Here is a 22,599-nt window from a genome sequence, read left to right as displayed (position 1 = left end):
TGCGTGTTATTCAGACGTCGTCCGCGAAGGACGAATCATGGGTTATGAGTCGCTGAGCTGGTTCCTCGGGGAGCCTGACGATCCTTATCCCGAAAAGCATCAAGTGGTCGTTATCGACACAAGTCCTCCTATCCCGACGTGAGCGAAATGACGATGAAGCGGAAGGATCTCAGCAGAGCGTTGATGCCAGACGACCCCATGTACGCCCAGGCCGTGGAGGCTATGAGGCGGTATCACGAAGCCGAAGCGGGAGGGGTGACAGGTGCAGAACTGGAGCGCTTACGGCTAATTGCTGAGCACCAATTTCAAGCAGTGACGGACTATCAGCTGGGTGCGCTCGGTGGCCCAACTCCTGGGTGTCATTAGGGGAGCGTCTAGCTCGGAGGACGGCTGCAGTTTCGGCTTCCCGGGCCAATTGAAGTGGGTTAGCAGAGGCTCATCAACGCTTCTCCTGACGCGAACCGAGCTCCCTAAGCTCTTTTGCGTGATCACTGGCAATGCGATCAAGCGTCTCTTGTCTTAAGAATGCTGGCCGCTCGCGATTTCGCTTACGTTCGTATGCATCAGAGATCTGCTTATCGGTTCCCTTACTCGGGTCTGTGGTCATAGGTGGGCCCTGAGATGCCCTGCTGGTGGGATGCAACAACATCAATCATATCCTCTGCTGCAGCCTAGGTAATGCGTTCGAATCAATAAGCAAGCGGAGCGCGCAGACCAGGAGGGTCGGAGGTGCGAGGATGGGAGCCCGGAGGGCCGAGCCACGCAGTGGCTTGGTTTACGACAGCCGTCCCCAACGGGGCGCGCCAGAGGGCTTCTAGAGCGCTTTTAACATGCGCTCCAGGCTCTGATGCTCCCAAGCGGATAGCAGCGCAATTGGATCTGTCCGAGCGCCTGGATCAAAATTCCATCGCTGCCCACCTGGGCTCGCCGCCTGTTCGCAGTAGTCGAGCTCATCGCAATCGTTGTAAATCGAGATGCGCCACCCTTCCACATCCACTTCAAAGTGGCAGGCGTAAACGTCGTCCCACGTCTGTGAGCCAACCTTCGTCATTCCCCGGCGTCCAAGCACGACTTCGCGCAGCACCTGGTAAACCTCCCGTGCCGTGAGCTCGTTTGGAGATGTATCGTCGGAGTCGTTGAGTCCCATAAAAGCCAGTCTAGCTCCTCAGTAATTGCGTTTGCCGAGTGCCCAAGGTGCGTCGGGAACGCTCCTCGAAATGGAGAAACCAAAGCAGTTCGGGATGTGATTATCTATTTCATATCTTCGCCAGTCAGCCATGGCACGTCCATCGATAATCTGAGGTTTGGTTTCCAGCAGCCAAGCGATTGCGTTCAGGAACTGCCCATGGGAGAAAATGATGATTTCTGCGGCTGAATGTTCAGCGATTCGATAGAGACAGGCCTGCGCTCGAGCGACAAAATCCAGGAAAGACTCTGCGCCGCATCCGTCGCGATGTGCGGGATCAGCTTTCAGCCAGTATTCATCTACCCAGCCCTTCCGCTGAGCGACTGTAGTGTCGACGCAGCGAGTAGGCTCCAGATACGTGAACTCTTGGATCGGCCAAGTCTCAACAGGCGCGCAGGGGAAGGCAGCTGCTGTTGCTAAGGCTGTGGCCTGCGCTCGTGCAAAGGGTGAGGCGGCAATAAGGTCAGGAGCAGTCGAAAATGACCTGGCCACCGTCTGTGCCTGATGCAAGCCGAGGGCGGTCAAAGGGATGCTTTCATGATCACGGCTCGGATGGCCCGCGTTAGCCGCACTCTCGCCATGTCGAACAAACCTGACTCGTTGCATTGATGATCGTCCTTGTCTGAATAGGATCTTGCTGACTCGCCTGTGCCAGGTTTGCCACATGCAGATTCTGACCTTGGTCAGTCCTGCTTGCCAGGAGACCTTGGACGCCCATGCCCTTGTGAAACCGTTTGAAACGAGCACCAAGGATGATGAGTCATCTCTTCAGGACTCGAATGCGGAGACAACCGCGATGTATCCGATAACACCGGATGGCCGATATTTCCTTGTCAACAAAAGGCTCTGGCGTTGCTCCAACCCATCCTTGCCTGACGAGGAGCGCCAGAAGCTTGTGAAGGAGCTCATGCGCGCCAGGCGAGATGTGAAGCAGGCGAAATCTGATCTGGACGATAACGCCCTCAAGTCCGCAAGGGAGGCGATTAACATCGCCAAGATAGCCTTGGGAGAGCGAGGCCCCGTCTGGTGGACTGACGGTAGTCCTGACTATAACCGGCACAAGGTCACCAACACGCCCTATGCGGATTGGTTCACGTCGTTAAAATCGTGATCTGCCATGTTGAGGCATAGGCGTGCCCGCTCGATGGCGATTCGGGGCGCCGAGCGCTGCGAGGCCATTGAAACCTTTCGATCCGTAGGCTAGGGTAGAGGCGATACCACTCTCTGGAGCACACAAATGACCCATCGCGAAGAAGACTGGATCTAAGCCGTACAGGGAGACTCCCGCGTTACGCAGCAGCTGCTGGATGTTCCAGCCCTGCCGGTAGCCGCACGTATCTGTTTCTGCTGAAGGTCTTTGCCTTGGTTGAACAGTAGCCGTGTACATAGCCAGAATTGGTAGGTGGAGAGCTTATTTGGCGTAAGGTTTCCACCCAACATCGTTACCCTACGTCCCGCATTACCCTCGCGAATGCGCTCTCGCAGCGTCCAGCTTTTCAGCCGATTGCCTGTCTTAGCCTCAGCACCTGCTTGTCCATGCTTTCAGCTGATGCGCTTAGCGCGCTGGCGATTTACCATTACGCCTTCGATCCTCAGCAAGGCTTTGACATGTCCGATTACGAAATCCGCACCATTACACCTAGCGACGCGCTGAATTGTCATCGCATTGAGCATCGCTCTTGGTTGGGTGATGGGACGGCGACACTGGACGATTTTGAAGAATGGATTGAACAGCGACCTGAAAATTTCCTCGTCCTAGAAAAGGATGGAGATTTGGTAGGTTTTGTTCATTTTGGCCATTCGGATGACGATTTCATCACGGAAGAGGGCTTCAGGGATCAATGCAATCAAGGGCCAAGCGCACGATATGCTCATATCAGATCAGTTGCGGTTGATGATCCTGGTAGCGAGGTTATCTCAATTGGAACTTTGCTAGGTCGTGCTTTCGATCACTTTGAGAGCTTAGGTAAAGAAAGTGTTCGCCTGCGGTGCAGGGATCAATACGTTGACCGTTTGAAAGATAAAGGCTTCAGATATATTGAGGCGATGACTTCCGATGACATCAGCACCTGGCACCAAATGGGGGTGGTGAAAGGTTGCTTCCCGTGGGTGGGATAGTCGGAGCGTAGCGCTCGCCACATTACGCAGACCATCTGCAGGTGGTTTTGAAGTGTAGTGAGAAAAACCGCCCGAGGGCGGTTTAGGGGTGTTGCTCGAAGTCTCTGGCTCTTTTTTTCGGGCTTCGGGCGTGCCAATAATTAGGTCGCTTCTTCCAGTAGAGGCATCGGTATCAGGGACATGCCGTTGCCGCTTTCATGGCTTATCCATGAATTCTTCAAAGCATGATCCGATAGAGACTGTGCAATCGGTTTCTCCCATGATGAACATGACAACTGGCAATCCATCATTTGCCATTGTCAGGGCTAAAGATGCTAGTAGATTCATATCATCTGAGCTTGGGCGGGACGAGTGCCTGGGTGGGTGAGAGTGCCAATCACCGATGTAATCGACAATCCCAGCCGTTCTTCGGCGAGTCTCAAGCAACACTTCTTCCTGTCCCTCGTATCCTCGGATGAAGGATGTAGGTGTGGATATACTATCGGGAGGAGCTGGCATGCCTTTGACAATACTGATCGTTTTTAACTGGTGGTCAGTGTAACCAAGCAAGATTCCCCCCGTTTCATTCGGTAGTGCTTGGTATCTAAGGCTGCGGATTTGTTCAATAAATCCTTCATCCCAGCGGACTGTCCAGCCGTCCGAACGTGCCTCCTTCGAAGCAAAAATAGTTATTTCGTGTGCCCCGACCGCGCCGGTTTCGTCGTCTACCTCCCAAACGCACGCTCTCGCTTCCGGCTTGGCATGACTAAGCCTTACCTGACGACTTAGCAATGATGCGTGAAGGCGAATGAGCTCGACTGAAAGCTGAAGCGAAATATCTCTACACCCATTCCCAACCCATTCACCTTTGCTGTGGCCGTCGAGGTGGAGTTCACCCCAAGGCGATTCGAGTATCGCACGATAGTATTGTGCTTCAATACTCGATATGCGGATGCCTCTGTCATAGGCTTCAAGAAGCAATGCTGAGCTCATCCCCGAAGGAGATAGGAATACGCTTACGGTACGAGGGGTTCCGCTACGTTCACCCAACTCTCTCGGCACGTGCAACGTTGTCGTGGCGTCCACCAGTAAGCTTGCATGGTTTAGTGCTGCCGAGATGTCCACATTTTCATCGACAACGCTAGCATCAATCGCCACGTGCGGTGGTTGTTCAGGAAATATTTGATCCAGGATATTTTTAACAGCTTTAACTTTCGGGGCCCCGATCGATGGATCCAGAATGATGTGTCGTGTCAGGTTGTGGGGCATGGCTTGATCCGGATCGATCAAAGTCCATTGACCCCAAGCCTCTCTTGTCCAAATTTCCACCATGGCGCTGCCAAGAGCACCAACACCGGCTACAATACCTTGAAACTCAGAACTCGTAGAATCTAGCCGTGACAGTGACCGGATGAGCGGCTTGTCCAGCTTATATCGTAATTGAGTCGGAAGAATCGATATCGCTTTCCATCGTTCCTCTAGTGCATGGCCTACAAGTTCGATGGCGCTCCACTTACCTTGGTATTGATCATAAAACAATAAACCACAAGCTTCACCGAGCTCTAGCAGTGAACTGGTGACCCAGTAAGCAAGGTCGTCAACCTTATCCACTTTGCCGTTACGGAGCCGAGGAACAGATAGCAAAATCAGGACGCATTTTGGACGCTGTTCCTTGGATGAAAGATCAGTGACCGCAAGTAACTGTTTGATTGCTTTGGCAAGCTCGTCAAAGAAGGAGCCCCCACGTTTTTTCACCCATTGTTCAAGGTCGCCGAGGGTCGCTGGGAAACGCTCGACGCGCGAGCTTTCAACGGGCGGCAAGTTAACACGAAGGGTAGGTATGCCTTTCATTCCCAAAGCTGTTGCTGCGCTTGCATCTACGTAGTATCCAAGGTAAGTGGTTACCTCAGTGCTACCTGACTCGGCTTCCACAAGAATCAAGCGGCGGGCAGTATTCAAAGACTCCTGGGCATGTCTGGCTGGCAAGATTATTTGAAACGGTGTATTGAAGAACAGCTGTTCCAACGGCTGGTCGCCTTGGTGGAGCGAGTTTTCCGCTGACTCTCTTAACCACCAAAGCACCCGAGCGAGAAACTTTTGAGGTGTCCATGAGCGCTGAATCTCTGTCCAGGTACTGTTGTACAGGCATAAGGAAAGGGGCTCACCAGTACGTGTGTAATTTTGATGACCTAGGACTGGGAACTCTTTCCTTAAAACTCTCACTCCAACGGGTGGGTCTTCCTGCATGTTCACAGTGAGCGCAAGCCACTCCTTGCGCAAGATCCCGTTTGGGTTGTGGGCGCCGACCGAGCCGTCGCCGGCCTTAACCACAATTATCTCGGTTAAGCCTGCGCCGTCTGAAAGTGACCGAACCTCCTGGATCTGGAAGTATTCATGCCTTTCGCATGCCCGATAAACCTCTTTAGACAAGGGTAGTGACAGTGCCTGCGCACCCTCTGCGAGTGTGGTGCCCCACTCGATCAGATTGAGGCTCACTTCTTTGCTCCTGCCCTAGGCGCCGCCGCTGCAACAGCACTGCTCGCCGCTGCAATCCCGACTGCTGCCCTCACCAAACCAGATGATGTAATCTCGAACCGAATTGTCTCGGGCTTGGCTTTGTCACCCACGCACAGGAATAGGCCATTGACGTCATCCAAAATGGATTCGTACTCTCGCTTAGCGCGGATGCAGGGTGGGTCGTTTTTGTCGTCAAGCACCTTCTTGCTGCTAGCGACGATTATCGCACCTTCACGGGCCTGACCCAGCGCAGATCTCGCGTCCTTGGATACCTCCGCATCCTCCCCATAGGTCGACCAGCTATCGTGGGAAAGGGCGTGCCATGAACAGTGGTGTGGCGCCTGGAGCAAGTCGTACTCCAGCACTTCAGGAGTGTCTTTGTAGCGATCCCAAATTCGCTCCCAGATAGAGGTATGGGCATCGCCACCAGTCAGGAAGCGAGTTTTATTTCTGCTGAATGACGACGGAGCCAATTCGATGTTCAAAATCACACTAGAGTGGTTTTTCGAAAGAGTTTTCTCTGTGTCGTCATCTTGCTTCGGCATAGGCGCCAGCAGTGTTGCGCTGAAGAAGTCACCATAGGTGTGTCCGCCAATGGTCGAGAATGTCTCACCGGTCTTCACCAAGATTGGCTGGATGTCGTCTGTTTTCCCTCCCTCATCCTCGCCGAAAACGCGAACGGCATTACCCACCAGTGCGTAGCCAAGTTCTTTCCAGCGAAGCACTCGACGCCTGGCTTCAACATGGAAGGCTTGGGCGTCATCGCACAACGTCAGACCGAGTGAGTTGCGTCTCCGGAAAATCATGGGAGACGACCATATCTCACGGATCACGATTCGTTTTTCAGCTTGCGGCTTCTTATCGTCTGGGTAGTCCTCAATCGGCCCAAGCCAAAAATGCTTGCGTACACCGAGGCAATGATCCTCGTCAGGATGGCTGAGAAGAAACGCATCGACGTAGGGCCGTTGATCGCCGTCCGTAAGTAAATGCTTCCTCAGCTCTCCCGCAACGTCCGGCGTCTCATCGTTTGGATCATCCGCCGCTTGGCGGATACGGACATCGATGATGATGGTGGTGGCGTCGGTGTTAGCAAGCCGCACCATGGTCATGTCGCCGTTACCCACCGGGAAAAACGCAATTTGTCCAGCCATGGAACACCCCCCCAAAAGAAGACGCGGATCGTCGTGACGGCAGCACGATACTCATAAAAAGTAGATGAGTCTAGTTTTTAGTGGTGTTATGATCGGGTCACTCATAGCGTTAGGTAGAAAATGATGACCGACCAACGACCGAAAAAAGCAGGCCGCTGGGGGCAGATGCGACGCTTGGAGTTCATCGACTTCAGGCTTTTGTGGGAAGGGAGGGTAAATCGAGCTGATCTGCTGGAATTCTTTGGAATCTCAGCGCCGCAAGCGTCTATCGACTTCGCGAGCTACCTCGAACAGGCACCTGGAAATGCTGTCTACGATAAGAATGTGAAAGCGTACGTAGCCACGGATACGTTCACTCCAAAGTTTGCCCCTGATGACGGATTACGCTATCTGGATGAGCTTCTTGCACGGGAGATGGGTGTAATCGATGAAGCAGAAAGCTTCATCGGCTGGGCGCCTCCGATGGACTCGGTGCCTAATCCAATCCGCTTGGTTGATAAGTTGGCCTTAATAAAAATTCTCAGAGCGATCAAACGTGAGGATGCTCTCGAGATTAACTATCAGTCGATGAGTGGGCCAGATCCATCTGTGAGAACAGTTGCCCCGCATGCCTTAGGGTTTGATGGATATAGATGGCACATGCGAGCTTACTGCTTCAGACGAAGCAAACACATTGATTTTGTTCTTGCGAGAATACTTTCGCTAAGTTCGAAGGATATGCCATCAGCGCCGCCGTTCGATAAGATGTGGCATACCTATGTGAACGTGATAATTGGAGCTAACCCTCAATTGGATGAGGGGAGACGTCGGGCAATCGAGTTGGATTATGGAATGCAGGATGGCCAGAGTATCTTAACTACCCGGCAATCTCAGCTTTGGTATCTTTTGCAAAGACTGGGTCTTAGAAGCCAAAATCCTGATCCGAAAGCTCAGCAGTTGGTGCTTCTAAATCAACAAGAGTGCAGTGGGTGGTTGGGGGAGTAAGCTAAGCTGTGTGCAATGATTCAGAACTGTATTGGCAAATATAATTGATGGAATAAAAATGGTTGCGATATTAGAGCTGGTAAAAGATCCTTACGAGCGGAAGGCTAGAGTGATACCAGGCCTTCTAGTTTCATTGCCACTGCTTGTGCCATTACTTTGCGTGTATGGGGCTAAGCATCCGGTACTTACCAGTGTTATTGGGCTCTTGGGCGGATGTGGCGCGATCTATGCGTTAGCGAGCGTTGCGCGTGGTCGAGGAAAAAAGCTGGAGGAAAAGCTGCTCGCTAAATGGGGCGGGATGCCTACCACTCTAGCTTTGCGCCACAGTGATAATTTTCTGGATAGCCTCAGCAAGCAGCGATATCACCAACAAATCTCATCTAAGCTGGGCATCGCCATGCCTAGTCCACAGGATGAAAAAGCTGACCCTGCGAAAGCTGACGACATTTATATAGGTGCGACCAAGCGCCTTAGAGAGTTAACTCGTGGGAACAAAAACCTCCTGCTAAAGGAAAATATTGCCTACGGTTTTCATCGAAACATGGTCGCGATGAAGGCTGTTGGTATTTTATCTTGCCTCTGCGGGTTAGGGTATGGCGGACTGATTGCGGGAGTAATTAGGGTCAAAGCACCGCATTTTCAGCCTATTCACCTAGCAGATCCGGGACTTGCCGCAGGACTTACAATCCTGATATCCGGGGCGCTTTTGATGGCCTGGTTATTCTACTTCGACAAGGATGCGGTCAGGCGTATGGGGTTTGTCTACGCGGAGCGTCTGTTCGAATGTCTTGGTTCGCTGCCAAATCCAAGGACAAGAAAACAGCCGGCTAAAACCCAGGTGGAGTCATGAACTAGGCGGGGGGCGGCATTCTTGATCATTTTCTCCCTCCCACATGGGCTGTAGTTGGTGTTAAAACCCCAAAACCGCCATCAAACAGTTTCAGGGATGTCGCTCGTAATATCTGGCTCTTGTCTGCGGGCTTTGGGCGTGCAGATCAACAGGTCATTTCCTCAAATTGAGATTTTAATGCCAGATACATATCCCACTAGCGGATTACTGAAATCTTCCGGGTAGCAATGGTACTGTGCGTGGGCAAGTGTCTTGGCCGGCTACTAGCGAATCACTTCGAGCTTTCTCCTGATGCTGAATGAGATCTGAGCTACCTCAGTCAGCCTTGTGCCAGTAGCGGTTCACCGTAGTGGTTGGCACCCCTAGCTTTCTGGCAGTTTCAACCTGAGTCATGCCTAAAGCTTTGCACGCGAGCACGGCAGTCAGCCTTCCCTGGGAGACCTGGGCGCCAGATCGGCGAGCAATCAGCTTGCCATTTTCCAACTGGGCCATCGCGGAAGTGATTATGCCAAGGGTAGACAGCTCTTCTACCTGATCGGAAAGCTCCCTTAGCAAATCCTGAGGAGTGACATTTTCGCGCAAGCTGGTTTCGAGCAGAAGGAGCGACATAGCTCTCACGCCAAGAATGCTTGCAGCGGCTTCAAGCGTGTCCATCGAGGGGGTAACCTTAGCATTTTCAAGGTTGTTGACGTGCTTTGGGTCGATGCGAGAGGAGAAATCCTCCGCCTTCAGGCCGCGAGCAAGCCGCATTGCGCGGAGAACGGCGGCGAGTGATTCCTTGGCCTGCATTCAAACCTCAAAAATGAGGATAAGGCCACAATTGCTAAATTCCATTCCACGGAATATATTCCACGTCGGGATAGCAGGTTGACATCCCCCTGCGGAAGGCGACCTGCCTTGCCTTAGCTCCCACAGGCGGAAGCTGATCCATGTGAGGGTCTAATAACCGCTGTTTTTTAGTGTCACCTGCGCAGTTGCTCCAGCTTTACGCCAGCGGGGAACTGCGCCCTGAATACATAGGATATGTAGTGATTAAATTTGACTGCGTGAAAGTCTCCGGGAAGCTTGATTACATCAATGTGACTTATCAAATGAGCAAAGGGGTCAAAGCGACTGTTAGCCTTGATGGGCAAAAAATCCCCAACATTCAAATGGAGACTGAGTTTTACGAAGAGCTAAACGAGGGGGATAACGTCACGCTTTATACGATTTTTAAAAACTCCAAGAAAAAAGAGAAAAACTTTGGAGTTCTCTACGGATTTGAGAACACTAAGGGCGTGAAAGATTTTGCTACTAAATATCGGTGGCAGGTTCCTTCTTACTTGTCCTTTTACGCGATGATAGCTTTTGCCGTCGTGTTTGTTCTAGGGTGGTTCGCCACCGTTTTTGTAGGGTACTTCCTCGGTTTCAGAGGTGTTGAGATCTCACAGATAACGACATGGGCATTAGTTGAGGGTGGCCTGGCGGCGGCGTTTTTCCTTCATGCCGCTTGGCGAATGGTGAAATGCACGTCTGACCCACAGAGCTGGGTCGTGATGGAACCTGCGACGCTAGCGAGTCGATTCAGCAAGCTTCACAAGTAAGATAACCGCAGCGGTTACAGGAAACGTTTACAGCCGCATCCGGATTTGCAGATTCACTATGTCTCATAGCTGCCTGGCTCCTGCTCCTGCTTAACGGATGGTTCGGGCGCGTCCAGCAACACTAACGGCTTGCCGTTTTTGGTAATGATAAAAGTGTGTCCCTTGGCAACTAGCGCTACCAGGCGCCTGAGACGTCTACCAGCTTGGCTCATGGGAATAATGGTCAGCACTCGTCATTCTCCTGCATGGCGGCCCCGGCACCTTCCCAGCAAGCGGAGCGCGCAGGCGTGAGGATGGAAGCCCGGCAGGGCCGAGACCCGCCTGGCGGGGCTCGGTTCACGACAGCCATCCGCCAGAGGCGGCACGCTACAGAGCCGAAAGGCTAGGTTTAAAGGATATTCAGATCCTGCTAACTGCGCTGTTGCTCATCAATGGGCATCTTTTGCAAAGACCTTGCTCCAATCTCGAGCAACCAGATCGGCACACACCCTTGGCGCTCCGCCGAAGCATCGTTGAGATAATTGAAGCATTTCGGCCTCTGTTTGATACCTGATTGGATTTCCATCCTCGTCAACCAGCACACCGTTGACGCCCATCAGCAACGCATGACCCGCTACGACGTCGTGAGCGGAGACAGGACACAGCGATACACCGCAGACTCCGTCCCCAGCCGCCACCTTGGCCAGCCTGTAAGCAATCGACGGCATAGGGTAAAAATCACCAGGTGCACATAGCTCTCGGTTTACCTGTGGCTTCTTGCCGGCCGCCGAGCTGACCATTACAAGGCTCGATTCGGACAGCCGCTGCTTGGTCAGATCCAAGTACACGGGCGATCCGTTTCTCAGCAAATGATCCATACCAGCAGCCCAAGCGATGCAATCCGACGCACCCTCAGGAGTGACTGGAGCATGCACCACGCCCAGCACCGGCTTATTGTCATGCAGCAGTCCAACAGACACTGCCGAGCCCTTGAGCCCCTTCAGAAAGTCACTGGTACCATCATTAGGATCTACGACCCAGCAGAAAGGATCGCCGGTCAGTACATGCCCAGTTTCCTCGCCCCAGAAATCGCATTGAAGGACGCGTAGGAGCTCAGTCCGCAGCACATCCTCAATTTCGACGTCTACCTCTGCCTTGTCCCCGAAACCTCTAGGCCCACTAGGACGCATGTACTCAGCTGCGAGGAGGGCCCCAGCTAGCTCAACAGCTGTAATTACTAAGGGAAGAATGTTCTGTGTGTCCATGCGCCCAGTGGGCCGAGACGATGCTCGGCCCGTACGACTGCCCTTCATTTAGCTGGAAATTTGCTAGTTGTGATAATGCTTGGCCCGCAATTCAGGCACTCAGTAGACCCACTCAGTAACTCAAATTTGCGTTCAGAATTATCACGCCGACAGGCACCCATCGGCGTACGGGAATAAAGCCTCGTCATGTCGGTCGATTTGTGCCCTAGCATAGCCTCTATCCTATCGCGAATGGGCATGACATCGGCGTTATTGGAATAGCTACTCAGGTAGTAAGCGGTCATTTGCAAGGACTCTAGCATTTGCTTCTCAGGTGCTGGAGATCTGGAGTGAAAAAAGGGGTTTGTGAAAATTTGTAGGCCAATGAAAGGCCATGTGCTAATCCGCTCAAGCAGTTTTTCAAACTTTACTTCTTGGGAGGGGCAAGCTTTCTCGACCTCAGCCTTGATGACCTCAAAGCTCTGCGCCCTCAGTTCCTCTAGGGTTGCAAACTCAAACTTCGAGCTGCCTACACTCATCCTGACATCGTGATAGTTCGCATAGCCAAGGCAACGGCTAATGAGATTCTGAGCGGCGCTAAGTCCGATTCGATTCTCGCCTGGCCAATCACGCTGTAGAAGCTTTGCTAGGCGTAGAACGCCTTTGCCAGATTTTACATCCTGCGGAAAAATAGAGATTCGCATGGTCATCCTCCAATGATTGAGCGGTGTCGGCTGCCCGCAGCGACATATGTCGAATGAATTGCGAAGCGTAGGATGTTGAACCTGTGAGTGACCTATGCGTGCCGACCGCTCGATCCAGGCTGACCGATTGGGCAAGCCTATCACGCTCATGGCAGAGGCTGTCCAGCACACTTTAAGGGTATGCGACTGGCATACTCTTAGTTGGTGTTGAGTTTGCTTGGGCAATAGTCGAGAGCGGACTATTAATGTGGCCCAGTAATTGAAATGGCATACTTAGCTTGCCGACAATGACCATGAGATAAGTTGAGCACCAGCGCTCGCGGCAAGCGGAGCGCGTCAGGCGTGAGGATGGACGCCCGGAGGGCCGAGACACGCATAGCGGGGCTCGGTTTACGACAGCCGTCCGTCGTGGCGGCACGCAACAAGCCTCCCATATGTAGTGCGAAGAACTTGGAGACCAACAACATGAGACACGAAAATCTCCGCATCAGAGAAGCAGCCAGGCGCAAGACGCTCTGGAGGTTAGCCTCACTAGAACCAGGTCACCCTGATGCGCCCTCTTTGATAGTGCTCCTCGACAGTATTTCTCTTGAAGAGCGGGGCGAGCCTGTTCTCGATCCTGTATTGACGCTGGAAGAAATTCCACGCTTCGTGCCGATCCGCCGCCATCCCTCTGGAAAAGAAATTGTTCTCGAGCATGAAATTCCAGAACCATGGCGAGAGCGCTTTCTCCAAGCAAGCATCGGTTCCACGCGACTGGTAGACGGAATGTATGCAACGGACTGGCAGAAATTCTTGAAGGAGTGGGCACTAGAGATGCAGGTTGTCGATACTCATCGAGCTGCCATATTCAAAGATCAGGCTATTGACGGATCAGGAGATTAAGCATGGCTGATGAAAGAGATGACACTGTTTACTGCGACATCAAGATGCCTGTCGACCAAGGAAGGGAACTGCTCAAATTGGTGCAAGCACTGCGAGAGTCCAGAGATCACCCGCACCTTGAGCGAGTGTTATCCGATATGGAGTACGAACTAACTACCTCCATAGATATCGTTGACAATCCTCCAAGCTGGGGATTTTGGGTGCACTGATGCCTCTGCTTGGCTGACCTCTGTCAAGGATCGCGATTTACTAAAGGTCTCGATCCCAGGCATCCATCGCATCTTTTATGCTTTTGTGCCATTGAAGATTGGCGCTCGTTAATGTGGCGGCCACCTGCTTATTTACGTCTATATCTAGGCGGGACGGTAGATTTTCTCTGTCGCTGAACAAACTTGCGCACGCTACGGCATAGTCACCAGTTGTGATCGACTGCAGGCAGATGTACTGCACGGATGAACCGTTAGCTAGTCGACGCCAACTTATCTGTTGGATGGTCTCGGTGTGCTTAGATAGGGTGTTCGCCGCTTTATGTGGTGCTTCGTCTTGGCATCCACGCTTGCAGTATGAGGCCATGATAATGTCACGCAGCTCCTCAGCATCAATCGACATGCCTCCACGCTCAGTCGTCGAAAGCGTCTCGAGGCTGTTCACTGCCTGAATGAAATTATCCTCCTGATCCTTTTCGCGCTGCGATCTTTTATCAGGGAAGAGCCATTCAGCTATTCGTTTCAAAAACATTGGTTGGCACCTGAGCCTAGATTCTGGTTGGCAGGCTACCACCTTGCGTGCTCGGCAGTCATGTGTGTGATTGGCTGTTGGCAACTGTGGTGGGGCGCCAACAGCGGTGCAGACCTTTGAAAGCTGTGCAGAACTGTTTTGCCAGCAGCAGGTCTGTATGCCATCTTGTCGGCCATAGTGCTGCTCCAGAGATATTCTGGTGAGTCTGGCGCTTCCAGGCACGAGATTGTTAAAAACTATTAAGGAAGAATTAAAATGGCCGGCAGCAGTTTTTTTGCATTGTTGGATGATATCGCAGCCCTGTTAGATGACATTTCTCTCATGAGCAAAGTCGCTGCAAAAAAATCCGCCAGTGTGCTGAGTGACGACTTGGCAGTGAACGCTGAGCAAGTTACAGGCATGAAAGCAGATCGCGAACTTCCTGTGGTGTGGGCAGTGTTCAAAGGCTCACTCAAGAACAAGGCGATCTTAGTTCCTTGTGCCCTTATCCTCAGCGCGGTGCTGCCCGCAGCCGTTAAATGGCTCCTCATGGCTGGTGGTATATACCTCTGCTACGAGGGCTACGAGGCGATCAAAGACAAATTTTCTCGCGAAGGGCATGGTGCGGAAGAGCACGGAAAGAAGGTGATCCCCAAAAGCACAGAGGAACTAGCGGAGTACGAGAGGCGGAAGATCAAGGGTGCGATCAAGACAGACTTTATTTTGAGCGCCGAGATCATCGTTATCACCTTGAACGTAGTGGCTGAGGCGCCTCTTTATCAGCAAATCTTGACCCTGATTGTGATTGCGTTGGCGATGACCGTGGGGGTCTATGGCATGGTTGCTGGCATTGTTAGACTCGATGACGCCGGGTTCGCGCTCGTTAAATCGAAGGCTGAAGGAGTGTGGGGTAGGGCGGTCAGAAAGTTTGGCCAAGTGTTGGTGTCGGCTGCGCCATTTCTGATGAAAGCTCTGTCCTGGATCGGGACGATTGCCATGTTCTTGGTCGGCGGTACTTTCGTTGCCGAAGGCATACTTCCGCTTGAGCACGCTGTCGAGGCTGTGGTCGCAGAAACTGGAAGCTGGGGTGCGGTCGTAAAAGTTGGGTTGTTTGGCGTAGTTGGAGCAATGGCAGGATTTGTAACTGCAGTAGCGGTCAGTGCTTTTTCTTGGGTTCGCAGGATCGCAGCGAACTGAGTTAGTCGGTGCTGAGATGGATTGCTCTCGGGCAGATTAAATATGTCAATTGACGGAAAATTCGGCGGGCTCACGAAGGCTCTGGCCCTCCATCGGAGGCTGGATGCCTTCCTCCGGCAAGGTGGTGGGGGCGGTCAAAGAAATCGTGCAGGTGGGCCCGCCCTCACGATGTCCACTTTTTTGGCTGTCCATATGGACAAATCTATGGTGGCTCAAGCCCTTGATTTTAGGGGCTTAGAGAGTGTCCATGTCCATGTACCTTTCGACTGGGGACGGGGCGGGATTCTGGTGCATGGCATCGCGCCGCTGCATCATGCCATCGAGGCGTTCAGTGAAGGGCGCGGCGGGGCGCTGACCGGGGCGTTGCTCAATGGCGTTGCCGGGGTGGTGGCCGGTGCCGTGGTGCTGGCGGTGGTGGCGGTTGCCGGCAAACTGTGGCGGGCGGTTCGGCCGGCCAGCTGATGCGAATGGGCCGCAGCGCGGCCCGGAGGGTTCAGGTCAGAAGTGAACCTTGACCAGGAAGCTCATGGTGTTCTGGTCAGTAGTAAAAGCATCGCTGTCCTTGATGCCGTACTTGTTCTTCCAGTAGTCGTACTCGACACCCACGTACAGCTGTTTCTCGCCCAGGTGCAGCGCCTTGCCCAGGTCGTACTTGATCTGCGGGTTGAAGTGCAGGTTGGCCTGGTAGGTGCCACGGCGGTTCTCGTCGTTGTCCACCACCCAGTCCATGAAGCCGTCGATCAGCACGTCGGAGTCCCCGACTGGAATGGTGTATGACCATACCGGGGTGATCTGCCACACGTTGTCGCCGGCACGGCTGCCGTCGGTGGTGCGGTTGTAGAAGTTCAGCTGGAAGTAGTCGAAGCCGGGGATGGCCAGGTCGAAGCCGGGGCCGATCAGGTACGCCTCGGTGTCACCCTCGCCAAACTCGTAGGTCATCGCCAGCAGCACGTCCTTGACCGGGCCGAACTCCAGCTTCTGGTCGAAGATCTTGCCGAACGACAGGCGCGGGCTGATTTCGCCGTAGTAGGTGTTCGGGCCGTTACCGGCGTCTTTCTGCCCCTGGTAGAAAATCTTGTCGACGAAGATGAAGTTGTCGCCGTACTTCCAGGCATCGGCGTGCTCGAAGGTAACGGTTTGCTGGATCGACGGGTTGACCTTGAAGTTCTTGCCCCACAGGTAGGTCAGGCTGTTGTTCTGCCACTGCAGCAGGTCGTCGGCGTGGCTGGCGCCACAGGCCAGCAGGCCGCCGGCAAGGATCAGGCTGTTGATGGTACGCATTGCGAGTGTCGCTCCCTTGATTGATCTGTTGTCAGCGCTCGTTGGCGGCGCTTTTGTTGTCTTGCGAGTCAGCTTTTTTTGATAGGCCACAGCTGTTTGGCAAGGGTCGAGCCAACTTTTCCGGGTTGGCAAAACCTTCCTGCTCGACTTCGTTCTGAACGGATGAAAAGGGTCTTTCAGGCTGGCAACACGTTGGCCAACCGCCCGTATTCATTGACTGAGCGGTCAGTAAACGCAGGCAGAATCCGTTCTGCCCTGATCGAGGGGCGCGCAGATTACTGGCTTGCGCGCCGCGCCTCAAGTGCTCCGTCCTGGAGCGGGGTGATTCAAACTTGTGCGTTTGGTCAGCTTCTTAGAAGTGTACCTTGATCAGCGTACTGGCAACGCTCTGGTTGCTGTCCAGGTTGCCGCGGCTGTCGATGCCGTACTTGTCCTTCCAGTAGCTGTACTCAAAGCCGACGTAGAGCTGTTTGGCGCCCAGGTTAAGGGCCTTGCCCAGGTCGTACTTGACCTGCGGGTTAATGTGCAGGTTGGCGTGATAGGTGCCGCGGCGGGTCTCGTCGTTGTCGGTAACCCAGTCCAGATAGCCGTCGATCAGAATGTCGGAGCGGCCCACCGGGATGGTGTACGACCAGCCGGGGGTAATCTGCCAGACGTTGTCGCCGGGGCGGCTGCCCTCGGTGTTGCGCACATAGAAGTTGAGGGTGAAGTAGTTGAAGCCAGGAATGTCCAGGTCGAAGCCGGGGCCGATCAGGTAGGCTTCGTTGTCGCCTTCGCCACGCTCGTAGGTCATGGCCAGCAACACGTCCTTGATCGGGCCGAAGGCCAGCTTCTGGTCGAAGATCTTGCCGAACGACAGGCGCGGGCTGAACTCACCGTAGTAGGTGGTCACGCCTTTGCCCGGGTCGGGTTTGCCGTTGTAGAAGATCTTGTCGACGAACATGAACGTGTCGCCGTACTTCCATTTGTTGGCGTGCTCGAAGGTAACCGTCTGCTGGATGCTGGGGTTGACCTTGAAGTCCTTGCCGTACAGGTAGGTCAGGCTTTCGCCGTGCCACTGCAGCCATTCGCCAGCGTGGGCGGGGACGGTGGCCAGCAGGCTGCTGCCCAGCAAGAGGGACGTGGTGATGCGTTTCATGTTGTGGTTCCCGGACTTATTGTTTTTTTTGGGTTTTTTCGGCGCGCAGGCGCCCCGAGCGGCCCATTCCGGCAGGCCGACGGTGAAGCGTTTACGGCTAGGTCGAGACAGGAGCGGCAGCGCGCCGCTCCCTTTGGCTCGAAGCGGTTTACTCAGTGCTGGTGACAGGCGTCGTTGTGCACCGCGCGGTCGGCACCCCCAAGGATGTTGAACAGTACGTTCAACACCAGGGCACTGACCGTGGCCATGGCGATACCACTGTGGGTGATGGGTTCCATCCACTGCGGCATCTGGGCGAAGAACTCCGGGCGCACCACGGGGATCAACCCGAAGCCGACGCTCACGGCAACCAGCAGCTGGTTGCGGCGGTCGCCGATGTCCGCCTCCTGAAGAATCTTGATCCCGGTGGCGGTGACCATGCCGAACATGGCGATGGACGCGCCGCCCAGTACTGCAGGCGGGATCGAGGCAATCAGGAAGGCCGCCTTGGGCAGCAGGCTGAGCAGAATCAACAGTGCACCGGCCACAATGGTGACAAAGCGGCAGCGGACCCCGGTCATCTGCACCAGGCCGATGTTCTGGGCGAACGAGGAGTGGGTGAAGGTGTTGAAGAAGCCGGCGATGAACGATGCACCGGCATCGCACAGCAGGCCGCGACGCAGCATGCCTGGGGTGACTTCACGATCGGTCACCTTGCCCAAGGCCAGGAACATGCCGGTGGACTCGACGAAGATGATCACCACCACCAGGCACATGGACAGGATCGGCGCCAGGCTGAAGGTTGGCATGCCGAAGTGCAGTGGGGTGACCACTTGCACCCACGGTGCCTCATTCAGGCCGGTCAGGTCGACCATGCCGATGGAGCCGGCCAGGATGTAGCCCAGGCCCATACCCACCAGTACCGACACGTTGACCCAGAAGCCGCGCATGAAGCGGTTGATCAACAGGATCACGGCCAGCACCAGGCTGGCCACCAGCAGGTAGATAGGTGCGCCGAAGTTTTCCGATGCTTCGCCACCACCGGCCCAGTTGACCGCCACCGGGAACAGTGACAGGCCAATCGAGGTGATCACCGTACCGGTGACCAGTGGCGGGAAGAAGCGTACGACCTTGGACATGAACGGCGCGATCAGCATGCCGAAGAACCCGGCAGCGATGGTCGCGCCGAAGATCCCCTGCAGGCCCACGCCGGGCATGCCGGCCATGGCCACCATGCTGCCGACGGCAGCGAAACTGGCACCCATCATCACCGGCATGCGGATGCCCACCGGGCCGATACCGAATGACTGGATGATGGTGGCGACGCCAGCGACCAGCAGGTCGGCGTTGATCAGGAAAGCGACTTCTTCACGGGACAACCCGGCAGCCTGGCCGATGATGAGCGGCACGGCGATGGCGCCACCGTACATCAGCAGAACGTGTTGCAGGCCAACCAGGATCAGTTGGAGCAAGGGCAAGGGTTCGCGCGGCGGCGCAATAGGGATATACGCCTTGCGTGACTCGGACATGCAGCACCTCGAGTTTTGTTTTTATTCTCGGATCCAAGCGCCTGTCTCAAGCGGCAGGCTCCCGGTTAAGAGAGCCTGGGGTTCCCGCTTGAGGCTGGACGCTCGATGCTTGCTTGTTGCGTAAATCTTCAAGTTTGAGGCCGGGTTTACCGGCCTCTTCGCGGGTGAACCCGCTCCCACAGGGAGAGGGGGTTACCCCGACAATTGTGTTTCAGTTGACCTGGGCGCCTTTGGCGATCCAGTCGCCGACGAGCTTGCGCTCTTCGGTGGTCATCTGGGTGATGTTGCCCAGCGGCATGATCTGGCTGGCGACCGCTTGCGCCTGGATGCGCGCGGCCTGGGCCTGGATCTGCTGCGGGGTGTCGAACATCACGCCGGCAGGGGCGGCGCTGAACAGTGGGCTGGTCGGTTTCGACGAGTGGCACACGGTGCAGCGTTCCTGGATGACGTTGTGGATCTTGTCAAAACTTTCACCACCGGCCTGAGCAGTTGCCGGGGCAGCGGCTGGCGCTTCGGCAGGCTTGGCAGCCTCTTCGGCACGCAGCTCGGCAGCGGTCTTGCCACCTACAGCGGTAGCCGGCAGTGGCTGGTACTCGACCTTCGCGGCGGCCTGCTCAGGGCTGACGGCCATCGGCTTGGGGCCGGTGACATAGGCCAGGCAGATCATTGCCAGGGCGCCGACGGGCAGGGTCCAGGCGTACTTGTTGCTGTCGTGGCGGGTGTTGAAGTAGTGGCGGATCAGAACCGCGGCTACTGCGATACCGGCCAGGATCAGCCAGTTGTACTGGCTACCGTAGGTGCTCGGGAAATGGTTGCTGATCATGATGAACAGCACCGGCAGGGTGAAGTAGTTGTTGTGACGCGAGCGCAGCAGGCCCTTGGCCGGCAATACCGGGTCGGGCGTCTGGTTGTTCTCGATCGCCGCCACCAGCTGGCGCTGGGCCGGCATGATGATGCGGAACACGTTACCGACCATGATGGTGCCGATGATCGCGCCGGTGTGCAGGTACGCACCACGGCCGCTGAACACCAGGCTGAAGCCCCAGCAGGCGGCAATGATCAGCACGAACAGTACACCGCCGAGCAGCGCTGGCTTCTTGCCCAAAGGCGAGTCGCACAGGAAGTCGTAGATGAACCAGCCGGCAATCAGCGAACCGATACCGATGGCCACGCCTTCGGCACCGCTCAGGGTGCTGCCAGGGGCCAGCAGGTACAGCGCCGGGTTCCAGTAGAACACCACGCACAGCAGGGCGATACCGGACATCCAGGTGAAGTAGGCTTCCCATTTGAACCAGTGCAGGTTCTCGGGCATTTTTGGGGGTGCGAGCTTGTATTTCTCCAGGTGGTAGATACCACCGCCGTGAATTGCCCAGAGATCACCCGACAACCCATCGCGCGGGTTGCTTCGGTTCAGGTGGTTCTCCAGCCAGACGAAGTAGAACGATGCACCGATCCAGGCGACACCGGTGATCATGTGAACCCAGCGAATGCTCAGGTTCAGCCATTCGTGAAGGTGTGCTTCCACAGTATGTACCTCTGCCGATCACCGTGAACGATGACCGACCTTTTCTTATTGGTGGGGATTGAGGATCAGCATCTGTTCCTCGGTGAAATAATGCTCATCGCAGTTGTTGCCAGAACCACTGCGATCAACCACCAGGAAGTCATCCCGCTTTTCGATCGTCAGCACCGGGTGGTGCCAGACGCCGCGATGGTAATTAACGCCCTGCCTGCCGTTACTACGGAAGGCACGGACCAAGCCTGATACAGGTGCATCGCCAACGGGCGCGACCACGATCAGAAAGGGGTTGCCGAGCAGCGGGATGAAAGCCTGGCTGCCCAGCGGATGGCGTTCCAGCATGCGCACGGTCAGCGGCATGTCCAGCGCGTCGGCGCGGAAGATGCTGATGATCGCCTTGTCTTCCGGCTCGGCGGTTTCGACCGTGGCGAGCTTGTGGAAGCGCATGGTCGAGCCGTTGTTGATCATGAAGTGGTCGCTGCCGTCGGTTTCGATCACGTCTCCGAACTGGGCGAAGGCTTCTTTGGTCAGGGGCTCGATCATCAGGGTGCGCATGCGGGTCTCTCTTATATGTTCGTTGTACTGAATTGGGTTCGGCTGTCGCTTACAGTTGCAGCAGACGGAACAGGGCGATCAGGTTGATCTGCGCCAGGGCTTCCTTGAATTCGGCATCGGTATCGTTGTGGATACGTTTTTCGAAGGAGGCGAGAATCTGGTGCCGATTGCTGCCTTTGACCGCCATGATGAACGGGAACTGGAACTTGGCCTTGTAGGCGTCGTTCAGTTCGGTGAAACGGGCGAACTCTTCGGCGGTGCATTGGTGGATGCCCGCGCCGGCCTGTTCGTTGGTGCTCGATTCGGTCAGCTCGCCCTGCACGGCGGCCTTGCCAGCCAGGTCCGGGTGAGCGTTGATCAGCGCCAGCTGGTCGGCGTGGTTGGCGCTGAGCAGGATGTCGCTCATGCGCTGGTGCAGCGCCTCGATCTCGTCCAGCTCGCCCAGTTGGCCCAGGTCATAGGCTTTTTCGGCCACCCACGGCGAGTGCTCGTAGATGTCGGCGAAGGCCTTGACGAAGGCGTCACGGCCCAGGACGGATGGCTTGAGGGTGTTGAAGGCGGTCATCAGGCGTTCTCTTTCTTGTACGGGTGGGTGGTGTGCCAGTGGCGGGCGATGTCCACGCGACGGGCGAACCAGACCTGGTCATGGCTTTTGGCGTAATCGACGAAGCGTTTCAGCGCGGCCAGGCGTGCCGGGCGGCCGACCAGGCGGCAGTGCAGGCCGATGGAAAGCATTTTCGGGGCTTCGGCGCCTTCTGCGTACAGCACATCGAAGGCGTCTTTCAGGTACTGGAAGAACTGCTCGCCGCAGTTGAAGCCTTGTACCTGGGTGAAGCGCATGTCGTTGGTGTCGAGGGTGTACGGGATCACCAGGTGCGGCTTGCCGGTCGGGTTGTTCGGCTCCCAGTAGGGCAGGTCGTCGTCATAGGTGTCGCTGTCGTACAGGAAACCGCCTTCTTCCATCACCAGGCGGCGGGTGTTCGGGCCGGTGCGGCCGGTGTACCAGCCCACGGGGCGTTCGCCGGTGAGTTCGGTGAGGATGCGGATGGCTTCGAGCATGTGCTCGCGCTCCTGGGCCTCGTCCATGTTCTGGTAGTCGATCCAGCGGTAGCCGTGGCTGCAGATCTCGTGGCCGGCTGCGGCCATGGCGCGGATCACGTCGGGGTGGCGCTGGGCGGCCATGGCCACGGCGAACACGGTCAGCGGCACGCCGCTGTCCTTGAACAGCTTCAGCAGGCGCCACACGCCGGCACGGCTGCCGTACTCGTACAGCGACTCCATGCTCATGTTGCGCTGGCCTTGCAGCGGCTGGGCAGCAACCATCTCGGACAGGAAGGCTTCGGACTCCTTGTCACCGTGCAGGATATTGCGTTCGCCGCCTTCTTCGTAATTGAGCACGAAAGACAGCGCGATGCGAGCGTTGCCCGGCCATTGCGGGTGAGGAGGGTTGTTGCCGTAACCGATCAGGTCGCGAGGGTAGTCAGCGCTCACTGCAGTCTTCCTT

Annotated in this window: 25 protein-coding genes and 1 pseudogene; 10 read left to right on the top strand and 16 right to left on the bottom strand. The window is 55.4% G+C overall.

Going from position 1 to position 22,599, the window contains the following annotated elements:
* Positions 1-147: 147 nt before the first annotated feature.
* A complete protein-coding gene (locus IAE39_RS29580) occupies positions 148-366 on the top strand; it encodes a hypothetical protein (RefSeq protein ID WP_442968416.1) in 219 nt (72 codons plus the stop codon).
* Between the two features lie 448 nt (positions 367-814).
* On the opposite strand, the gene IAE39_RS02785 is transcribed toward IAE39_RS29580, so the two are convergent.
* On the bottom strand, positions 815-1,147 hold the full coding sequence (locus IAE39_RS02785; RefSeq protein WP_201199170.1) for a DUF7693 family protein: 333 nt from the start codon (positions 1,145-1,147) through the stop codon (positions 815-817).
* Between the two features lie 18 nt (positions 1,148-1,165).
* Positions 1,166-1,792, bottom strand: coding sequence for a histidine phosphatase family protein (locus IAE39_RS02780; RefSeq protein ID WP_201199168.1), 627 nt, complete (start codon positions 1,790-1,792; stop codon positions 1,166-1,168).
* 190 nt (positions 1,793-1,982) lie between these two features.
* Here IAE39_RS02780 and IAE39_RS02775 point away from each other — a divergent pair, with 190 nt between their 5' ends.
* Positions 1,983-2,297 carry a hypothetical protein gene (locus tag IAE39_RS02775; protein ID WP_201199335.1) on the top strand — a complete coding sequence of 105 codons (315 nt, stop codon included), beginning with the start codon at positions 1,983-1,985 and terminating at the stop codon, positions 2,295-2,297.
* Positions 2,298-2,794: 497 nt separating this feature from the next.
* Positions 2,795-3,304, top strand: a complete 510-nt coding sequence (locus IAE39_RS02770; RefSeq protein ID WP_201199166.1) for a GNAT family N-acetyltransferase — start codon at positions 2,795-2,797, stop codon at positions 3,302-3,304.
* Positions 3,305-3,499: 195 nt separating this feature from the next.
* Here the strand turns inward: IAE39_RS02770 and IAE39_RS02765 are convergent, their stop codons facing one another.
* Entirely contained in the window at positions 3,500-5,779 is a 2,280-nt protein-coding gene (locus IAE39_RS02765) for a Mov34/MPN/PAD-1 family protein (protein WP_201199164.1), read from the bottom strand.
* Positions 5,776-6,951: a metallohydrolase gene (locus IAE39_RS02760; RefSeq protein WP_201199161.1), complete on the bottom strand. Its 1,176-nt coding sequence runs from the start codon at positions 6,949-6,951 to the stop codon at positions 5,776-5,778. The genes IAE39_RS02765 and IAE39_RS02760 overlap by 4 nt, the downstream gene beginning before the upstream one ends.
* 123 nt (positions 6,952-7,074) lie before the next feature.
* Here IAE39_RS02760 and IAE39_RS02755 point away from each other — a divergent pair, with 123 nt between their 5' ends.
* Both IAE39_RS02755 and IAE39_RS02750 read left to right on the top strand, forming a co-directional pair.
* On the top strand, positions 7,075-7,935 hold the full coding sequence (locus IAE39_RS02755; protein ID WP_201199160.1) for a WYL domain-containing protein: 861 nt from the start codon (positions 7,075-7,077) through the stop codon (positions 7,933-7,935).
* Between the two features lie 58 nt (positions 7,936-7,993).
* Positions 7,994-8,785 carry a hypothetical protein gene (locus IAE39_RS02750; protein WP_201199153.1) on the top strand — a complete coding sequence of 264 codons (792 nt, stop codon included), beginning with the start codon at positions 7,994-7,996 and terminating at the stop codon, positions 8,783-8,785.
* A 315-nt stretch (positions 8,786-9,100) separates the two neighbouring features.
* Here the strand turns inward: IAE39_RS02750 and IAE39_RS02745 are convergent, their stop codons facing one another.
* Entirely contained in the window at positions 9,101-9,574 is a 474-nt protein-coding gene (locus IAE39_RS02745; protein WP_201199152.1) for a helix-turn-helix domain-containing protein, read from the bottom strand.
* A 239-nt stretch (positions 9,575-9,813) separates the two neighbouring features.
* Between IAE39_RS02745 and IAE39_RS02740 the strand changes: the two genes are divergently transcribed.
* Positions 9,814-10,368, top strand: coding sequence for a hypothetical protein (locus IAE39_RS02740; protein WP_236548367.1), 555 nt, complete (start codon positions 9,814-9,816; stop codon positions 10,366-10,368).
* Positions 10,369-10,424: 56 nt separating this feature from the next.
* On the opposite strand, the gene IAE39_RS02735 is transcribed toward IAE39_RS02740, so the two are convergent.
* The 3 genes from IAE39_RS02735 to IAE39_RS02725 all read right to left on the bottom strand — a co-directional run bounded on the left by IAE39_RS02735 (position 10,425) and on the right by IAE39_RS02725 (position 12,295).
* On the bottom strand, positions 10,425-10,580 hold the full coding sequence (locus tag IAE39_RS02735; protein WP_201199332.1) for a type II toxin-antitoxin system Phd/YefM family antitoxin: 156 nt from the start codon (positions 10,578-10,580) through the stop codon (positions 10,425-10,427).
* Positions 10,581-10,796: 216 nt separating this feature from the next.
* Complete coding sequence (locus IAE39_RS02730) at positions 10,797-11,612, bottom strand: inositol monophosphatase family protein (protein ID WP_201199151.1); 816 nt, start codon at positions 11,610-11,612, stop codon at positions 10,797-10,799.
* Positions 11,613-11,656: 44 nt separating this feature from the next.
* Positions 11,657-12,295, bottom strand: coding sequence for a hypothetical protein (locus tag IAE39_RS02725; RefSeq protein WP_201199150.1), 639 nt, complete (start codon positions 12,293-12,295; stop codon positions 11,657-11,659).
* Positions 12,296-12,760: 465 nt separating this feature from the next.
* Here IAE39_RS02725 and IAE39_RS02720 point away from each other — a divergent pair, with 465 nt between their 5' ends.
* Both IAE39_RS02720 and IAE39_RS02715 read left to right on the top strand, forming a co-directional pair.
* A complete protein-coding gene (locus IAE39_RS02720) occupies positions 12,761-13,180 on the top strand; it encodes a hypothetical protein (RefSeq protein WP_201199149.1) in 420 nt (139 codons plus the stop codon).
* Between the two features lie 2 nt (positions 13,181-13,182).
* Entirely contained in the window at positions 13,183-13,389 is a 207-nt protein-coding gene (locus IAE39_RS02715; protein WP_161871117.1) for a hypothetical protein, read from the top strand.
* Positions 13,390-13,429: 40 nt separating this feature from the next.
* On the opposite strand, the gene IAE39_RS02710 is transcribed toward IAE39_RS02715, so the two are convergent.
* Positions 13,430-13,918: a hypothetical protein gene (locus tag IAE39_RS02710; protein ID WP_201199148.1), complete on the bottom strand. Its 489-nt coding sequence runs from the start codon at positions 13,916-13,918 to the stop codon at positions 13,430-13,432.
* A gap of 255 nt (positions 13,919-14,173) precedes the next feature.
* Between IAE39_RS02710 and IAE39_RS02705 the strand changes: the two genes are divergently transcribed.
* Positions 14,174-15,094 carry a DUF808 domain-containing protein gene (locus IAE39_RS02705; RefSeq protein WP_201199147.1) on the top strand — a complete coding sequence of 307 codons (921 nt, stop codon included), beginning with the start codon at positions 14,174-14,176 and terminating at the stop codon, positions 15,092-15,094.
* 276 nt (positions 15,095-15,370) lie between these two features.
* Positions 15,371-15,556: pseudogene (locus IAE39_RS02700) on the top strand (DUF808 domain-containing protein); the annotation flags it as partial.
* A gap of 36 nt (positions 15,557-15,592) precedes the next feature.
* Here the strand turns inward: IAE39_RS02700 and IAE39_RS02695 are convergent.
* From IAE39_RS02695 to puuE, 7 genes are all read right to left on the bottom strand, one after another.
* Complete coding sequence (locus IAE39_RS02695) at positions 15,593-16,375, bottom strand: outer membrane protein OmpK (protein ID WP_201199146.1); 783 nt, start codon at positions 16,373-16,375, stop codon at positions 15,593-15,595.
* A 352-nt stretch (positions 16,376-16,727) separates the two neighbouring features.
* Complete coding sequence (locus IAE39_RS02690) at positions 16,728-17,513, bottom strand: outer membrane protein OmpK (RefSeq protein WP_201199144.1); 786 nt, start codon at positions 17,511-17,513, stop codon at positions 16,728-16,730.
* A 152-nt stretch (positions 17,514-17,665) separates the two neighbouring features.
* On the bottom strand, positions 17,666-19,021 hold the full coding sequence (locus tag IAE39_RS02685) for a nucleobase:cation symporter-2 family protein (RefSeq protein ID WP_201199142.1): 1,356 nt from the start codon (positions 19,019-19,021) through the stop codon (positions 17,666-17,668).
* Between the two features lie 211 nt (positions 19,022-19,232).
* Complete coding sequence (locus IAE39_RS02680) at positions 19,233-20,546, bottom strand: urate hydroxylase PuuD (RefSeq protein ID WP_201199140.1); 1,314 nt, start codon at positions 20,544-20,546, stop codon at positions 19,233-19,235.
* A 45-nt stretch (positions 20,547-20,591) separates the two neighbouring features.
* On the bottom strand, positions 20,592-21,095 hold the full coding sequence (locus IAE39_RS02675) for an ureidoglycolate lyase (protein WP_110746428.1): 504 nt from the start codon (positions 21,093-21,095) through the stop codon (positions 20,592-20,594).
* A gap of 49 nt (positions 21,096-21,144) precedes the next feature.
* Complete coding sequence (gene uraD, locus IAE39_RS02670; protein WP_201199138.1) at positions 21,145-21,660, bottom strand: 2-oxo-4-hydroxy-4-carboxy-5-ureidoimidazoline decarboxylase; 516 nt, start codon at positions 21,658-21,660, stop codon at positions 21,145-21,147.
* On the bottom strand, positions 21,660-22,586 hold the full coding sequence (puuE, locus tag IAE39_RS02665; RefSeq protein WP_201199136.1) for an allantoinase PuuE: 927 nt from the start codon (positions 22,584-22,586) through the stop codon (positions 21,660-21,662). Before puuE ends, uraD begins: the two co-directional genes overlap by 1 nt.
* Positions 22,587-22,599: the final 13 nt, after the last annotated feature.

This window comes from Pseudomonas sp. S37 (assembly GCF_016658545.1).
Classification (GTDB): domain Bacteria; phylum Pseudomonadota; class Gammaproteobacteria; order Pseudomonadales; family Pseudomonadaceae; genus Aquipseudomonas.
This window is presented reverse-complemented; position numbering and strand designations above follow the sequence as displayed.

What these genes read in the sequence shown, in the direction of transcription:
- IAE39_RS29580 (WP_442968416.1), top strand. Translation starts at nt 148, where the DNA reads ATGACGATGAAGCGGAAGGATCTCAGCAGAGCGTTGATGCCAGACGAC.
- IAE39_RS02785 (WP_201199170.1), bottom strand. Translation starts at nt 1,147, where the DNA reads ATGGGACTCAACGACTCCGACGATACATCTCCAAACGAGCTCACGGCA.
- IAE39_RS02780 (WP_201199168.1), bottom strand. Translation starts at nt 1,792, where the DNA reads ATGCAACGAGTCAGGTTTGTTCGACATGGCGAGAGTGCGGCTAACGCG.
- IAE39_RS02775 (WP_201199335.1), top strand. Translation starts at nt 1,983, where the DNA reads ATGTATCCGATAACACCGGATGGCCGATATTTCCTTGTCAACAAAAGG.
- IAE39_RS02770 (WP_201199166.1), top strand. Translation starts at nt 2,795, where the DNA reads ATGTCCGATTACGAAATCCGCACCATTACACCTAGCGACGCGCTGAAT.
- IAE39_RS02760 (WP_201199161.1), bottom strand. Translation starts at nt 6,951, where the DNA reads ATGGCTGGACAAATTGCGTTTTTCCCGGTGGGTAACGGCGACATGACC.
- IAE39_RS02755 (WP_201199160.1), top strand. Translation starts at nt 7,075, where the DNA reads ATGACCGACCAACGACCGAAAAAAGCAGGCCGCTGGGGGCAGATGCGA.
- IAE39_RS02750 (WP_201199153.1), top strand. Translation starts at nt 7,994, where the DNA reads ATGGTTGCGATATTAGAGCTGGTAAAAGATCCTTACGAGCGGAAGGCT.
- IAE39_RS02745 (WP_201199152.1), bottom strand. Translation starts at nt 9,574, where the DNA reads ATGCAGGCCAAGGAATCACTCGCCGCCGTTCTCCGCGCAATGCGGCTT.
- IAE39_RS02735 (WP_201199332.1), bottom strand. Translation starts at nt 10,580, where the DNA reads ATGAGCCAAGCTGGTAGACGTCTCAGGCGCCTGGTAGCGCTAGTTGCC.
- IAE39_RS02730 (WP_201199151.1), bottom strand. Translation starts at nt 11,612, where the DNA reads ATGGACACACAGAACATTCTTCCCTTAGTAATTACAGCTGTTGAGCTA.
- IAE39_RS02725 (WP_201199150.1), bottom strand. Translation starts at nt 12,295, where the DNA reads ATGCGAATCTCTATTTTTCCGCAGGATGTAAAATCTGGCAAAGGCGTT.
- IAE39_RS02720 (WP_201199149.1), top strand. Translation starts at nt 12,761, where the DNA reads ATGAGACACGAAAATCTCCGCATCAGAGAAGCAGCCAGGCGCAAGACG.
- IAE39_RS02715 (WP_161871117.1), top strand. Translation starts at nt 13,183, where the DNA reads ATGGCTGATGAAAGAGATGACACTGTTTACTGCGACATCAAGATGCCT.
- IAE39_RS02710 (WP_201199148.1), bottom strand. Translation starts at nt 13,918, where the DNA reads ATGTTTTTGAAACGAATAGCTGAATGGCTCTTCCCTGATAAAAGATCG.
- IAE39_RS02705 (WP_201199147.1), top strand. Translation starts at nt 14,174, where the DNA reads ATGGCCGGCAGCAGTTTTTTTGCATTGTTGGATGATATCGCAGCCCTG.
- IAE39_RS02695 (WP_201199146.1), bottom strand. Translation starts at nt 16,375, where the DNA reads ATGCGTACCATCAACAGCCTGATCCTTGCCGGCGGCCTGCTGGCCTGT.
- IAE39_RS02690 (WP_201199144.1), bottom strand. Translation starts at nt 17,513, where the DNA reads ATGAAACGCATCACCACGTCCCTCTTGCTGGGCAGCAGCCTGCTGGCC.
- IAE39_RS02685 (WP_201199142.1), bottom strand. Translation starts at nt 19,021, where the DNA reads ATGTCCGAGTCACGCAAGGCGTATATCCCTATTGCGCCGCCGCGCGAA.
- IAE39_RS02675 (WP_110746428.1), bottom strand. Translation starts at nt 21,095, where the DNA reads ATGCGCACCCTGATGATCGAGCCCCTGACCAAAGAAGCCTTCGCCCAG.
- uraD (WP_201199138.1), bottom strand. Translation starts at nt 21,660, where the DNA reads ATGACCGCCTTCAACACCCTCAAGCCATCCGTCCTGGGCCGTGACGCC.